The organism is Pseudomonas sp. LB3P58 (genome assembly GCF_054897895.1).
In genome coordinates, this window is sequence record NZ_JBUBVE010000001.1 from 6,234,084 (window position 1) to 6,246,858 (window position 12,775).

A 12,775-nucleotide genomic window follows, 5' to 3' on the forward strand; every position below is an offset into this window, starting at 1 on the left:
CTGCCAGGCAACCTCTAGTTGAAGGAGCAGCACCATGAGCGCATCCCTACGTAGCGTTGACGGCCAGGACGAAGCAACCATTTTGCGTGAGATCCAGAGCGCCTTGCGCGATCTGCGTTTTGGCGCAGTGGAAATTACCGTGCACAACGCCCAGGTGGTCCAGATCGAACGCAAAGAGAAATTCCGGTTGCAGAATCCAAGCAACAAACCGAGTTAAAAACCGGCAACCCGATACCAGCACACCATAAGAAAAAGCCAACACAATCAGAATTCCAGGAGCTTTCACCATGTCGTCGATTCGTCATTTCGCTTTGGCCGCCCTGGCCAGTGCCCTTTTTGCTGGTTCCGCGGTTGCCAAGGATTACGAACTGCTCAACGTGTCGTACGACCCGACTCGCGAGCTGTATCAGGACTACAACGCCGAATTCGTCAAGTTCTGGCAGAAAGACCACGCCGGCGACAGCGTGAAAATCCAGCAGTCCCACGGTGGTTCAGGCAAGCAGGGCCGGGCGGTGATCGACGGTCTGCGTGCCGACGTGGTGACCTTGGCCCTGGCCGGTGACATCGACGAAATCGCCAAACTCGGCAAGACCCTGCCGGCGGATTGGCAGAAGCGTTTGCCGGAAGCGAGCACGCCTTACACCTCGACCATCGTGTTCCTGGTGCGCAAGGGCAACCCTAAAGGCATCAAGGACTGGGGCGACCTGACCAAAAACGGCGTGGAAGTCATCACCCCGAACCCGAAAACCTCCGGCGGCGCTCGCTGGAACTTCCTCGCGGCGTGGGCCTATGGCCTGAAAGCCAACGGCGGCAACGAAGCGAAAGCCAAGGAATACGTGCAAACCCTGTTCAAACACGTTCCTGTGCTGGACACCGGTGCTCGCGGTTCGACCATTACCTTCGTCAACAACGGTCAGGGCGACGTGTTGCTGGCCTGGGAAAACGAAGCCTTCCTGGCCCTGAAAGAAGACGGCGGCGCTGACAAGTTCGACATTGTCGTGCCTTCGCTGTCGATCCTCGCCGAACCGCCGGTAGCCGTGGTCGACAAGAACGCCGAGAAAAAGGGCAACACCGAGATCGCCGACGCGTACCTCAAGCACCTGTACAGCCCGGCCGGCCAGGAAATCGCGGCAAAGAACTTCTATCGTCCACGTGACAAGGATGTTGCCGCCAAGTACGCCAAACAGTTCCCGACACTGGACCTGGTGACCATCGACAAGGACTTCGGCGGCTGGAAAACCGCTCAACCGAAATTCTTCAACGACGGTGGCGTGTTCGACCAGATTTATCAGGCGCAATAACCTGAAATAAGCCATAAACGAGCCCCGGATTTACGTTCGGGGCTTTGCGCGTTCTCAACCAAGGACTTTTATGTCGCGTCGTATCTCCCCCGTCATACCCGGCTTCGGGCTGACGCTGGGCTACACCTTGGTGTACCTCAGCCTGATTGTGCTCATTCCACTGGCGGCGATGTTCGTGCATGCCGCTCAACTCACCTGGGACCAGTTCTGGGCGATTATCTCGGCGCCACGGGTGCTGGCGGCGTTGAAGCTCAGCTTCGGCACCGCGCTCTATGCCGCGATCATCAACGGCATCATCGGCACGCTGCTGGCCTGGGTGCTGGTGCGCTATACCTTCCCGGGACGCAAAGTCATCGACGCGATGATCGACTTGCCCTTCGCGCTGCCCACTGCGGTGGCCGGTATCGCACTGACTGCGTTGTACACCCCCACCGGTTTGGTGGGTCAGTTTGCAGCGGACCTGGGTTTCAAGATCGCGTATACCCCCCTCGGCATCACCCTTGCCCTCACTTTTGTGACACTTCCATTCGTAGTACGTACCGTACAGCCGGTATTGGCTGATATCCCGCGTGAAGTGGAAGAAGCGGCGGCGTGCCTGGGTGCGAAACCGCTACAGGTTTTCCGCTACATTCTGGTGCCTGCGTTGTTGCCGGCGTGGCTGACCGGTTTCGCGTTGGCCTTTGCCCGCGGGGTCGGCGAGTACGGTTCGGTGATTTTCATAGCCGGCAACATGCCGATGAAAACCGAGATCCTGCCGCTGCTGATCATGGTCAAACTCGACCAATACGATTACACCGGCGCCACGTCCATTGGTGTACTGATGCTGGTGGTTTCCTTCGTCCTGTTGCTGCTGATCAACTTGCTGCAGCGGCGCATCGAAACCCCATAAGGAGGCGCGAAAATGTCCCAATCGTCTATTAGCGCCGCTTCCTCGGCCAACGCCGCCCGCCGTGGCAGTGCCACTTCGCGGCGAATCCTGATCAGCCTTGGCTGGTTGGTCTTTGCGCTGTTTCTGTTGCTGCCACTGTTCATCGTAGTGTCCCAGGGGCTGAAAAATGGCCTCGGCGCGTTCTTCACCGCGATCTTCGAACCCGACGCTTTGTCGGCCCTGAAACTCACGGTGATCGCCGTGCTGATTTCAGTGCCGCTGAACCTGGTGTTCGGCGTCAGCGCCGCGTGGTGCGTGAGTAAATACTCGTTCCGCGGCAAGAGTATGTTGGTCACGTTGATCGACTTGCCGTTCTCGGTTTCGCCGGTAATCGCCGGTCTGGTCTACGTGCTGATGTTCGGTGCTCAGGGCCTGTTTGGTCCGTGGTTGCAGGACCATGACATCCAGATCGTCTTCGCCTTGCCGGGCATCGTGCTGGCGACGATCTTCGTCACCGTGCCGTTTGTGGCGCGCGAGCTGATCCCGTTGATGCAGGAACAAGGCACACAGGAAGAAGAGGCCGCGCGCCTGCTCGGGGCCAATGGCTGGCAGATGTTCTGGCACGTCACCGTTCCCAACATCAAATGGGGCCTGATCTACGGCGTGGTGCTGTGTACGGCGCGGGCCATGGGTGAGTTCGGTGCGGTGTCGGTGGTTTCCGGGCACATTCGCGGGGTAACCAACACCCTGCCGCTGCACGTCGAGATCCTCTACAACGAATACAACCACGTGGCCGCGTTCGCCGTGGCGAGCCTGTTGCTGATCCTGGCGCTCTTCATCCTGCTGCTCAAGCAGTGGAGCGAAAACCGTATTAACCGCCTGCGCGCCAGCGCCGCGGAGGAATAAGTCATGTCGATCGAAGTGCGTAACGTCAGCAAGAATTTTCACGCGTTCAAGGCGCTGGACAACATCAGCCTGGACATTCAAAGCGGCGAACTCGTGGCGCTGCTCGGCCCGTCTGGCTGCGGCAAGACCACCCTGCTGCGGATCATCGCCGGTCTGGAAACCCCGGATAAGGGCAACATCGTGTTCCACGGTGAAGACGTCTCCGGCCATGATGTGCGTGATCGCAACGTCGGTTTCGTGTTCCAGCACTACGCGCTGTTCCGCCACATGACCGTGTTCGACAACGTCGCATTCGGCCTGCGCATGAAGCCGAAAAACCAGCGCCCGAGCGAAAGCCAGATCGCGGTGAAAGTCCACGAGTTGCTGAACATGGTGCAACTGGATTGGCTGTCGGATCGCTACCCGGAACAACTCTCCGGCGGTCAGCGTCAACGTATTGCCTTGGCTCGTGCCTTGGCGGTTGAACCGAAAGTCCTGCTGCTCGACGAACCCTTCGGCGCCCTCGACGCCAAGGTCCGTAAAGAACTGCGTCGCTGGTTGGCGCGGCTGCACGAAGACATCAACCTGACCTCGGTGTTCGTGACTCACGACCAGGAAGAAGCGATGGAAGTCGCCGACCGCATCGTGGTGATGAACAAGGGCGTGATCGAGCAGATCGGCTCACCGGGCGACGTCTACGAGAACCCGGCCAGCGATTTCGTTTATCACTTCCTGGGTGACTCGAACCGGTTGCATCTGGGTGAAGACAACCATGTGCTGTTCCGTCCTCACGAAGTGTCGCTGTCGCGTCATGAGCTGGAGGATCACCACGCGGCCGAGGTGCGGGATATTCGTCCGTTGGGCGCGACGACACGGGTGACGCTGAAGGTCGAAGGCCAGAGCGAATTGATCGAAGCTGAAGTGGTGAAAGATCACGACAGCCTGATCGGGTTGGCGAAGGGCGAGACGCTGTTCTTCAAGCCGAAGGTCTGGCAGAAACTCGCCAACATCTAAAAGCATCGCGAGCAAGCTCGCTCCCACAGTGATTTGTGTCGTTCACAATTCCCCTGTGGGAGCGAGCCTGCTCGCGAAGGCGTCCTACGCCGCAGCATTTTTCTGACGCAAACGCACACCACCCACCCGCGCCTCGATCTGCTCTTTCAGGTCATGCCGCAACCCCAGCAAAAACGCCAACTCAACCACCACAAACAACGGCCCGACAATCAACCCCGTCACATCATCGACAAACGCCGGTTTGCGTCCTTCGTAGTGATGACCGACAAATTGAATCGCCCAACCCACCACAAACATCCCGATGCCGCTCGCCAGCCAGACCAGCGTGCTCTGCTGCGCGAGCACATGACCCAGCCAGATGCAAAGGCCCAGCAACACCGTCATCAGCACGCCCAGCCGTAACTCCAATCGCAGATAAAACCACGCCGAAGCCAGCGCCAAGAGCACGGCCGGTGACACCCAAACCCCGGCCAGCGGCCACTCGGGCCGTGACAGCAGCACTGCAACCGCGACAACGATCAGCGGAATACCGATAAAGTGGCTGGCAATATTGCGCGGGTCACGGTGGTAGGCGGCGTATTGACTGAGATGGTCGACGAGGCTTTTCATTGTTGTTCCTCCTGTTGGGTGATGGATCATGCCCCGGGTCCACATTTCGCTCTGTCAGGCAGGCGACAATCTCCAGGAGTTTTCATGGACATGCAGGTTTGGCGTTCGCGGCTGGATAAAGGGCAGTGGTTCAGCCATTTACCTGTTCCTTTACAGGATAGTCTGCTGGCCGCCGCCAAAGTGCGGCGCTTGTCGCCGGGCCAGCGGCTGTTCAAGCGCGGCGATCCACCGTGCGGGCTGTACGCGGTGCTCGAAGGTTCGGTGCGCATCGGCGCAGTGAGCGAGCAGGGCAAGGAGGCGCTGTTGAGCCTGGTGGAGTCGCCCCACTGGTTCGGCGAAATCTGCCTGTTTGATGGCCAGCCGCGCACTCATGATGCGTTCGGTCTGGGTCATTGCGTCCTGTTGCACATCCCGCAAACCGCGCTGCTGACATTGCTTGATGAGCAACCGGCGTACTGGCGGCAACTGGCGTTGCTGATGAGCCAGAAACTACGCCTGACCTTCATCAATCTCGAACAGCTGAGCCTCATGCCAGCCGCCGCTCGACTGGCTCATCGTTTGCTGATGATCGCCGAGGGTTATGGCGAGATCGACCCGCCACGCAGTGTATTGCAGCTGCCACAGGAACAATTGGCGTCGATGCTGTCGCTGTCGCGCCAGACCACCAACCAGATTCTCAAGGACTTGCAGGGGCAGGGGATTGTGAATCTCAAGTACGGCGAGATCGAGATTCTGGATGCGCAAAGATTGCGGATGTTGGCGATTATCTAAAACCCGGCGTTAGTGGTGGGCTTTGGGCGCGAAGGCGCCTAGCCTGTGATGACGACAATCGAGGTGTGCCATGCGTGTGCTGTTAGTGGAAGACGAACCTGAAACCGCCAAGCTCCTGGCTAAAGGTCTGAACGAGGCAAGTTACTCAGTCGATGTGGCGGTCAACGGTATGGACGGCCGTCGTTTCATCGAGTCTGGCGAATACGAGCTGATCATCCTCGACGTGATGCTGCCCGGGCTCAATGGCTGGCAGTTGCTGCAGCAGATCCGCAAGCTCGGCGATACGCCGGTGCTGTTCCTGACCACCAAGGACGGCATCGAGGATCGCCTGCGCGATCTGGAGTTGCATGAAGATGATTACCTGCTCAAGCCGTTTGCCGTGAGTGAACTGGTGAAGCGAGTGCGCAAATTGTTGCGGCGGGATCGGGGGCGCTGAGACCGGGTCCGATCAATCAATGAGCTAGACTTCGACCTGGTTATGCATTAAATACAATGCAAATAGATTGTTTCAATAAATATGCACTGTATATGATGCAGGTGGGCGGGATGGAAAACCTCGGCGAACTGATCAGGTTGCTGCGCAAAGAGCGAAAGATGTCTCAACAAGACCTGGCAAAGCAGTACGGCATGAGCCGTTCCACGATTTCGGGTATCGAGAACAACACCATTTCCGAAATTGGCCTGCGCAAGGTTGAAGCGATCCTCAATGGCTTCGGGTACGAACTGACGGCCGTGCCGCGGCGGTCGACGCGTCCAACATTGGGCACCCTCAAAAAGGTGAACTTCCATGGGTGAGCAGCAGGAAAAGGACCGGCTGCACATCAGTGTTTCCGGCACAACGGTCGGAACCCTCGGCCGTGGTCAGTCTCGCATTGATTCAGTGTTTGCCTACGCCGAAGACGCGCTGGAAGAAAACGCCGTCTCGTTGACCATGCCTGCTCGTCTCGAGAGCTACACGTGGGAGCGAGGTGTACCGCCGGTTTTTGAAATGAATCTACCGGAAGGCGCACTGCGCGATGAATTGACTCGTCGCTTCAGCAAAGCGATTCGAGGGTTTGACGACTTCGCGATGCTGGCGATCGTCGGCCCGCACCAGCTTGGGCGAGTGGGGATTAAAAACGCGCAAGAGGCAAGTGACCGGCTACCTGAAACCAGTCTCGCGGATCTGCTGGTTCATGACGGTGCACAAGGTTTGTTCGAAGATCTGCTGCACACCTATGGCCAATATTCGGGCGTTTCCGGTGTGCAGCCGAAGGTGCTTATCCGTGACAGTGCGACAACTGTCGACCGATTGACCCATCGCGGGGCAACGCATCTGGTCAAATCGTTTCGGCCAGAGGAATCCCCGGAACTCGCTGCCAACGAATACTTCTGCATGAGGGCTGCGCTGCATTCGGGTCTTGAAGTGCCGGTTTTCGAACTGAGCGATCACGGTAAATTTCTGGTCGTCGAACGTTTCGATCTGAATGAAAGAGGTTATCTGGGCTTTGAGGATTTCTGTGTGCTCAATGCCTGGCCTTCGAAGGCCAAATACGATGGTTCGTACGAAGGTGCCGCGAGGCAGATCAAGGAGTTTGTCTCCCCGCCGTTGCTCAACGACGCCCTTGAGTCTTTTTTCAAAATAGTGGCGTTGTCATCCGCTCTGAAGAATGGCGATGCTCACCTCAAGAACTTCGGTGTGCTGTACGAACATTGTGGTGCTGATGCGCAAATCAGACTGGCTCCGGCCTACGACATCGTCACGACTTCGGTCTACATCAAGGCCGACAGTATGGCGTTGCTGTTAGGCGGATCAAAGGCGTGGCCCAAATACAAAATGCTGATGCGTTTTGGTCGGTCGGCTTGCAACCTGACCGAGGGACGGTGCAATGAACTGCTGCAGCAAGTCACTCATGGAATGGATGTCGCGAAGGCGGAAATGGTTGATTACATCAGGGAAAATGGCGCCTTTGCCATGGTTGGCGAAGCGATGATCGAGCAGTGGACATCAGGCATAGCGCGCAGCTTGGTCAAAAGCTGATCACCGCAACCCATCCCGAAACTGCCCCGGTGTCATCCCGGTCCAGCGCTTGAATGCGCGGCTGAAGCTGCTCGTGTCCGCAAATCCCAGCAGATAGCTGATCTCGCTCAATGAGCATTGCGGATCGCGTAAATGCAGCAGCGCCAGGTTCTCGCGACTCTCGTTGAGCAACGTATCGAACCGGCAACCCTCGTCCGCCAGATGCCGTTGCAGGCTGCGCAAACTCAGGTGCAGGGCCTGGGCGATGTGTTCGGCGCTGGGCTCACCTTCCGGCAATTGCTCCTCAATGGCGTCGCGAACCTTGCGTTCCCAGGTCAGGGGTTTGAGTTGGGCGAGGGTGCGTTTGAGCACGGCTTCGTTGTGCTCGGCCAGTTCCGGGTTGGCGTCGTCCAGGTGGCTGTCGAAGTCCACGACGGCGAATTCCAGTCGGTCTTCATCGGCGGCGAAGTACACCGGTGAACGGAAGACTTTGTGCCATTGATGCGGGTCCGCCGGTTCCGGGCGACGCAAGTACACCGCCAGCGGGGCGTAATCGCGGCCCAGGCGATTGCGGCAGGTGCGTACGTAAATCGCTGTGAAGGCGTCGATGGCTTCGAAGGCCGGGGCCGGATTGCCTGGCGGGATCTTCAGGCGGAAGCGGTAGCGGTCCTCGGTGCGGGTCAGTTCCAGGTCCAGGGCATCACTGACCACCTGGTGATAACGCACGATGCGCTCGAACACTTCTCGCAGACTGCCGCTGGCCACCAGCGCATAGCCGAGTGCGTGAAACGTGGTGGGGCTGACGAAGCGCGATACCCGCAAACCAATCGCCGGGTCGCCGCTGACTTGCACCGCGATTTCCCACAGGCGCGTGGTGCCGGACAACGGGTAACGGGCGTTCGGGTCGTCCATCAGTCGCGGGTCGAGCCCCGCCTGTTGGCACAGGGCGGTGCTGTCGAGGCCCAGCGCATCGAGTTGCTTGCGCAGGGCGCGGGTCCAGCTGGCGAGGGAGGTTGGTTCAGTCATGCTGATTGGCGCTTCCGGTCAACAGGTTGGCGTTCACGGCTACCGCTTTGCGAGGGTTCACAAGGCAGGATGCGAACATCAATAACCAGAGGATGGAAGCATGCACGGTACTTCTGCAAGTCCCCAGCGACTGAATGCAGCTCAGCGATCAGCGCATATTCGCCAAGTGGTGCTGGCCAAGGGGGTCGAACTGCGTCAGCGCTACCCGATTCTCAACCATCAGGACGCCCTGGGCGCGGGCATTCTGGCCTTCGCGCTGGTCGGCATGATTGGCTCGGCGACGCTCTACATGACCGGGCACATGGCGTGGTGGGCATGCCTGTTGCTCAACGCATTTTTTGCCTCGCTGACCCACGAGCTGGAACACGACCTGATCCATAGCATGTACTTTCGCAAGCAGCGCGTGCCGCACAATCTGATGATGGGACTGGTGTGGCTGGCGCGGCCGAGCACGATCAATCCGTGGATTCGTCGGCATCTGCACCTCAATCACCACAAAGTCTCCGGCACAGAATCCGACATGGAAGAGCGCGCCATCACCAACGGCGAACCCTGGGGTTTTGCGCGGCTGTTGATGGTCGGCGACAACGTGATGTCGGCGTTCATTCGTATGCTGCGGGCCAAGACCTGGGCTCACAAGATCAGCATCATCAAGCGCGCGCTGAAGGTCTACGCGCCACTGGCGCTGGTGCATTGGGGCGCCTGGTACATGTTCCTGGGCTTCCATGCGGCCAATGGCATCGCCTATCTGATGGGTACGTCGATCGAATGGTCGGCGACCACGCTGTCGGTGATGCAGCTCATCGACATCGCTGCCGTGGTGATCATCGGGCCGAACGTGTTGCGTACCTTTTGCCTGCATTTCGTCAGCTCGAACATGCACTACTACGGTGACGTGGAGCCGGGCAACGTGATTCAGCAGACTCAGGTGCTCAACCCTTGGTGGATGTGGCCGTTGCAGGCGTTCTGCTTCAACTTCGGCAGCACTCACGGGATTCATCATTTTGTGGTGAAGGAACCGTTTTACATCCGTCAGATGACCGTGCCAGTGGCGCATAAGGTGATGCGCGAGATGGGTGTGCGGTTCAATGATTTCGGGACGTTTGGGCGGGCGAACCGATTTGTGCGCACGGAAACAGCAGAGGCGCAGGAGGTTCGTGCCGCTCAGGTTTAGTGGATGTACTCGGGAGCTCAAAACGTTGGTCATCAATTTGACCCAAAGGGGCGCTAAGTTGTGACGCAAGGAGTGATTGGTATATGCGATTTCGGCCTATCAAAGTAATTAAATATTCCTTTATTAGATAACCGTTTCAGCCAATCATCGCATCCAGTGATGTTGATCGCGCTTACAGATTTTGAGTTTCCGGGGCCGTCTCCTTGGCAGGGTGCGGCCCCTTTTTTTGTCTGTACCAAACTGCTGCATATTCTTTATAGGTCTTAATAAATAGCTTCTTATTCCTTAACGAATATAACTCTCCTCCCTATACTTGCCCAAGAACAGACACGCAGCAGGAGAGCTCCCCCCATGCGCAACGAATCAATTCGCTACCTGATTGTGCCGGGCTGGCAAGGATCGCCAGAAGATCATTGGCAAAGCCATTGGCAGAACAGCCTGCCGAACAGTGCGCGGGTGGAGCAGGCCGACTGGCTGACGCCGCGTCGTGAAGACTGGGTCGCGGCACTGGCTGAGGCGATTGCCGCTGACAGCACGCCGGTGATCCTGATCGCCCATAGCCTGGGTTGCATCACTGTCGCGCATTGGGCGGCCACGGCGCCCGTGCAGTTTTTGCGTCAGGTTCGCGGCGCCTTGCTGGTCGCCCCCGCGGACGTCGAGCGTCCGGCCTGCGCACCGGCCCTGCGCAATTTCGCACCGATTCCAACCAACCTGCTGCCGTTCCCGAGTCAGGTTGTCAGCTCCGACAACGACAGCGCCGTCAGCACACCGCGTGCATTGGAACTGGCACGTCACTGGGGCGCCGAGGCGGGGATTTTGTCGGGTGCCGGGCACATCAACGTGAAGTCCGGTCACCAACGCTGGGAGCAGGGGTTTGCGTATCTCTATCGGCTGCAAAACCGAATGGAACACCACGCTCTGCGACGTGCTTAACCTTTTCTTTTTTGCTTTTGTTTTTTAAAACACGCCCCCCGTCTCCCGGCGGTTTAGGGCGGGAGTCTGCCATGAGTTTTGAAGCCTTCGGTCAGCCGCTGCTGACCTTCCCCGATGCAGAAAAAAGTCCCCTGAGCATTCGCGCCAAGGCGCTGGTGTTTGTCGATCCGCGTTCGCGTCAGTTACGCCAGGAGCTGGAGCTATTGGCACCGCGCTCGATCTCGGTGTTGATCCGTGGCGAAACCGGCAGCGGCAAGGAGTTGCTCGCGCGGCACATCCATCGCGCGAGTGATCGCGGCGGGTTGTTCGTCTCGGTCAACTGCGGCGCAATCAGTCCGACTTACGCCGATGCTGAATTGTTCGGCTATGCCGCCGGCAGTTACAGCGGTTCGGCCAGCAGTCGTGCGGGTTGGTTCGGTTCTGCCAACGGCGGGACGCTCTACCTGGATGAGATCGGCGACTTGCCGCTACCGATCCAGATCAAATTGCTCGCGGCGCTGGAAAACCACGAAGTCACTCGGGTCGGCGCTCACCAACCGAGCCCGGTGGACGTGCGCCTGGTCGCCGCGACCAGTATCGACCTGGCCCAAGCAGTGGCCGCCGGAAAATTCCATGAGCGGCTCTACCACTACCTCAGCGAGGGCCAGCTCGAACTGCCGGCCTTGCGCGAACGGGTGGGCGATATTCTGTCGCTGTCCGAATATTTCCTCGGCATCTATAGCCAGCGCCTGGACCTGCCGGTGCCGCTGATCAGCGAAGCCGCGCAGCATTTGTTAGAGCAACACAGTTGGCCGGGCAACACCCGGGAGCTGGAGAACGTTATTCACTTTGCGTTGCTGGTCAGCACCGGCGATGAGATTTTGCCGGAGCATTTGAATCTGCCTGAAGCGCCCACCTCACTGGCGCAGATCGAGCGGCAAGTGGCTCAAACGATCAAAAACGGCAGCGCTGCCGAGCGATCCGCACTCAAGCATTTGCTCGAAAGCCTGACGCAGACGCTGTAGCGATCTGTATGAACAAAATGGAATATGAAAGTGAATAAAAGATATTGTTCGGGAATAAAAAATCCCGGTATTGTCCGCGTCACGCCAGCGATAGCACTTCACTGGCACTCGTACTAAACAAGCCGTCGTCGATGACGACCGTGATTTTCGATAAGGACACTGCATGAAAAAGGTTCTGTTGTTCACCGCATTGGCGGCTGCCCTGACCGCGGGCCTGGCCCAGGCTGGCGAGAAACTGGTGGTTGCGGCGACCCCGGTTCCACACGCCGAGATTCTGGAACTGATCAAACCCACCCTCGCCAAAGAAGGCGTGGACCTGGAAATCAAAGTCTTCACCGACTACGTTCAGCCGAACGTGCAAGTTGACCAGAAGCGTCTGGACGCCAACTACTTCCAGACCCTGCCGTACCTGAAAAGCTTCAACGAAGGCAAAGGCACCCACCTGGTGACCGTGATCGGCGTACACGTCGAACCGTTCGGCGGCTACTCGAAGAAAGTCAAAACCCTGGCTGAGCTGAAAGATGGCGCGACTATCGCTATCCCCAACGAAGGCAGCAATAGCGGCCGTGCCCTGATCCTGCTGCAGAAGGCTGGCCTGATCGAGTTGAAGGACCCGAAAAACGCTCTGGCCACCCCTAAAGACATCGCCAAGAACCCGCACAACTTCAAGTTCAAGGAACTGGAGTCGGCCATGCTGCCGCGTGTTCTGGACCAGGTCGACCTGGACATGATCAACACCAACTACGCGCTGGAAGCAGGTCTGAACCCGGCTAAAGACGCGCTGGTGATCGAAGGTGCAGATTCGCCTTACGTGAACTTCCTGGTGGCTCGTCCGGACAACAAGGACAGCGTTGCCATCCAGAAACTGGCCAAGGCTTTGACCAGTCCTGAAGTGAAAGCATTCATCGAGAAGAAGTACAGCGGCGCGGTATTGCCGGCGTTCTGATTCGCGAGGTAAACCCCTTCAAGGTTTCAACGCCGACGGCTGGTAATAGCGTCGGCGTTTTTTATTGCGCCAGGATCAAAAGATCGCAGCCTCGTTTCACTCGACAGCTCCTACATTGGAATGTGTTGCCCTGTAGGAGCTGTCGAGTGAAACGAGGCTGCGATCTTTTGCTTTAAGGTTTCAGGCCACCCCGGCCTTCAACGCCCTGCGCAACGCCATCAACAACTTCACGATGTCCTGCGGAT

At 58.2% G+C, this 12,775-nt stretch carries 15 protein-coding genes; 13 read left to right on the top strand and 2 right to left on the bottom strand.

The genetic code is table 11. The features are described from left to right. The first annotated feature begins 34 nt into the window (after positions 1-34). From oscA to ACYZTZ_RS29050, 5 genes are all read left to right on the top strand, one after another. On the top strand, positions 35-217 hold the full coding sequence (oscA, locus tag ACYZTZ_RS29030) for a sulfur starvation response protein OscA (RefSeq protein WP_007945260.1): 183 nt from the start codon (positions 35-37) through the stop codon (positions 215-217). 70 nt (positions 218-287) lie between these two features. After that, complete coding sequence (locus tag ACYZTZ_RS29035; RefSeq protein WP_046047285.1) at positions 288-1,301, top strand: sulfate ABC transporter substrate-binding protein; 1,014 nt, start codon at positions 288-290, stop codon at positions 1,299-1,301. A 70-nt stretch (positions 1,302-1,371) separates the two neighbouring features. Next, on the top strand, positions 1,372-2,190 hold the full coding sequence (cysT, locus tag ACYZTZ_RS29040; RefSeq protein ID WP_046047286.1) for a sulfate ABC transporter permease subunit CysT: 819 nt from the start codon (positions 1,372-1,374) through the stop codon (positions 2,188-2,190). 12 nt (positions 2,191-2,202) lie between these two features. Beyond that, a complete protein-coding gene (gene cysW, locus ACYZTZ_RS29045) occupies positions 2,203-3,075 on the top strand; it encodes a sulfate ABC transporter permease subunit CysW (RefSeq protein WP_046047287.1) in 873 nt (290 codons plus the stop codon). 3 nt (positions 3,076-3,078) lie between these two features. Continuing rightward, complete coding sequence (locus tag ACYZTZ_RS29050; RefSeq protein WP_046047288.1) at positions 3,079-4,068, top strand: sulfate/molybdate ABC transporter ATP-binding protein; 990 nt, start codon at positions 3,079-3,081, stop codon at positions 4,066-4,068. An 84-nt stretch (positions 4,069-4,152) separates the two neighbouring features. On the opposite strand, the gene ACYZTZ_RS29055 is transcribed toward ACYZTZ_RS29050, so the two are convergent. Then, positions 4,153-4,677, bottom strand: coding sequence for an Mpo1 family 2-hydroxy fatty acid dioxygenase (locus ACYZTZ_RS29055; RefSeq protein ID WP_462000416.1), 525 nt, complete (start codon positions 4,675-4,677; stop codon positions 4,153-4,155). A gap of 84 nt (positions 4,678-4,761) precedes the next feature. Between ACYZTZ_RS29055 and ACYZTZ_RS29060 the strand changes: the two genes are divergently transcribed. The 4 genes from ACYZTZ_RS29060 to ACYZTZ_RS29075 all read left to right on the top strand — a co-directional run bounded on the left by ACYZTZ_RS29060 (position 4,762) and on the right by ACYZTZ_RS29075 (position 7,468). Then, entirely contained in the window at positions 4,762-5,448 is a 687-nt protein-coding gene (locus ACYZTZ_RS29060; protein WP_462000417.1) for a Crp/Fnr family transcriptional regulator, read from the top strand. A 70-nt stretch (positions 5,449-5,518) separates the two neighbouring features. Continuing rightward, entirely contained in the window at positions 5,519-5,884 is a 366-nt protein-coding gene (locus ACYZTZ_RS29065) for a response regulator (protein ID WP_008148221.1), read from the top strand. A 110-nt stretch (positions 5,885-5,994) separates the two neighbouring features. Further along, on the top strand, positions 5,995-6,243 hold the full coding sequence (locus tag ACYZTZ_RS29070; protein WP_462000418.1) for a helix-turn-helix domain-containing protein: 249 nt from the start codon (positions 5,995-5,997) through the stop codon (positions 6,241-6,243). Next, the gene (locus tag ACYZTZ_RS29075) at positions 6,236-7,468 is read left to right on the top strand and encodes a type II toxin-antitoxin system HipA family toxin (RefSeq protein WP_462000419.1); all 1,233 of its coding nucleotides are present in this window, start codon (positions 6,236-6,238) and stop codon (positions 7,466-7,468) included. Before ACYZTZ_RS29070 ends, ACYZTZ_RS29075 begins: the two co-directional genes overlap by 8 nt. Here the strand turns inward: ACYZTZ_RS29075 and ACYZTZ_RS29080 are convergent, their stop codons facing one another. After that, on the bottom strand, positions 7,469-8,473 hold the full coding sequence (locus ACYZTZ_RS29080; protein WP_462000420.1) for an AraC family transcriptional regulator: 1,005 nt from the start codon (positions 8,471-8,473) through the stop codon (positions 7,469-7,471). It abuts the gene before it with no gap. Positions 8,474-8,573: 100 nt separating this feature from the next. Here ACYZTZ_RS29080 and ACYZTZ_RS29085 point away from each other — a divergent pair, with 100 nt between their 5' ends. The 4 genes from ACYZTZ_RS29085 (at position 8,574) to ACYZTZ_RS29100 (ending at position 12,530) form a co-directional block, all read left to right on the top strand. Beyond that, entirely contained in the window at positions 8,574-9,647 is a 1,074-nt protein-coding gene (locus ACYZTZ_RS29085; protein ID WP_462000421.1) for a fatty acid desaturase, read from the top strand. A 351-nt stretch (positions 9,648-9,998) separates the two neighbouring features. Continuing rightward, on the top strand, positions 9,999-10,580 hold the full coding sequence (locus ACYZTZ_RS29090; RefSeq protein WP_056745661.1) for an alpha/beta hydrolase: 582 nt from the start codon (positions 9,999-10,001) through the stop codon (positions 10,578-10,580). Between the two features lie 71 nt (positions 10,581-10,651). Beyond that, positions 10,652-11,584, top strand: a complete 933-nt coding sequence (locus ACYZTZ_RS29095; RefSeq protein WP_462000422.1) for a sigma 54-interacting transcriptional regulator — start codon at positions 10,652-10,654, stop codon at positions 11,582-11,584. 163 nt (positions 11,585-11,747) lie between these two features. Further along, the gene (locus ACYZTZ_RS29100; RefSeq protein WP_033058537.1) at positions 11,748-12,530 is read left to right on the top strand and encodes a MetQ/NlpA family ABC transporter substrate-binding protein; all 783 of its coding nucleotides are present in this window, start codon (positions 11,748-11,750) and stop codon (positions 12,528-12,530) included. Positions 12,531-12,775 lie beyond the last annotated feature (245 nt).

Bases quoted from the DNA above. Each gene is read 5' to 3' on its own strand.
- ACYZTZ_RS29085 (WP_462000421.1), top strand. From the start codon at position 8,574: ATGCACGGTACTTCTGCAAGTCCCCAGCGACTGAATGCAGCTCAGCGA.
- ACYZTZ_RS29065 (WP_008148221.1), top strand. From the start codon at position 5,519: ATGCGTGTGCTGTTAGTGGAAGACGAACCTGAAACCGCCAAGCTCCTG.
- ACYZTZ_RS29060 (WP_462000417.1), top strand. From the start codon at position 4,762: ATGGACATGCAGGTTTGGCGTTCGCGGCTGGATAAAGGGCAGTGGTTC.
- cysT (WP_046047286.1), top strand. From the start codon at position 1,372: ATGTCGCGTCGTATCTCCCCCGTCATACCCGGCTTCGGGCTGACGCTG.
- ACYZTZ_RS29080 (WP_462000420.1), bottom strand. From the start codon at position 8,473: ATGACTGAACCAACCTCCCTCGCCAGCTGGACCCGCGCCCTGCGCAAG.
- cysW (WP_046047287.1), top strand. From the start codon at position 2,203: ATGTCCCAATCGTCTATTAGCGCCGCTTCCTCGGCCAACGCCGCCCGC.
- ACYZTZ_RS29050 (WP_046047288.1), top strand. From the start codon at position 3,079: ATGTCGATCGAAGTGCGTAACGTCAGCAAGAATTTTCACGCGTTCAAG.
- ACYZTZ_RS29035 (WP_046047285.1), top strand. From the start codon at position 288: ATGTCGTCGATTCGTCATTTCGCTTTGGCCGCCCTGGCCAGTGCCCTT.
- ACYZTZ_RS29100 (WP_033058537.1), top strand. From the start codon at position 11,748: ATGAAAAAGGTTCTGTTGTTCACCGCATTGGCGGCTGCCCTGACCGCG.
- ACYZTZ_RS29095 (WP_462000422.1), top strand. From the start codon at position 10,652: ATGAGTTTTGAAGCCTTCGGTCAGCCGCTGCTGACCTTCCCCGATGCA.
- ACYZTZ_RS29075 (WP_462000419.1), top strand. From the start codon at position 6,236: ATGGGTGAGCAGCAGGAAAAGGACCGGCTGCACATCAGTGTTTCCGGC.
- oscA (WP_007945260.1), top strand. From the start codon at position 35: ATGAGCGCATCCCTACGTAGCGTTGACGGCCAGGACGAAGCAACCATT.
- ACYZTZ_RS29070 (WP_462000418.1), top strand. From the start codon at position 5,995: ATGGAAAACCTCGGCGAACTGATCAGGTTGCTGCGCAAAGAGCGAAAG.
- ACYZTZ_RS29090 (WP_056745661.1), top strand. From the start codon at position 9,999: ATGCGCAACGAATCAATTCGCTACCTGATTGTGCCGGGCTGGCAAGGA.
- ACYZTZ_RS29055 (WP_462000416.1), bottom strand. From the start codon at position 4,677: ATGAAAAGCCTCGTCGACCATCTCAGTCAATACGCCGCCTACCACCGT.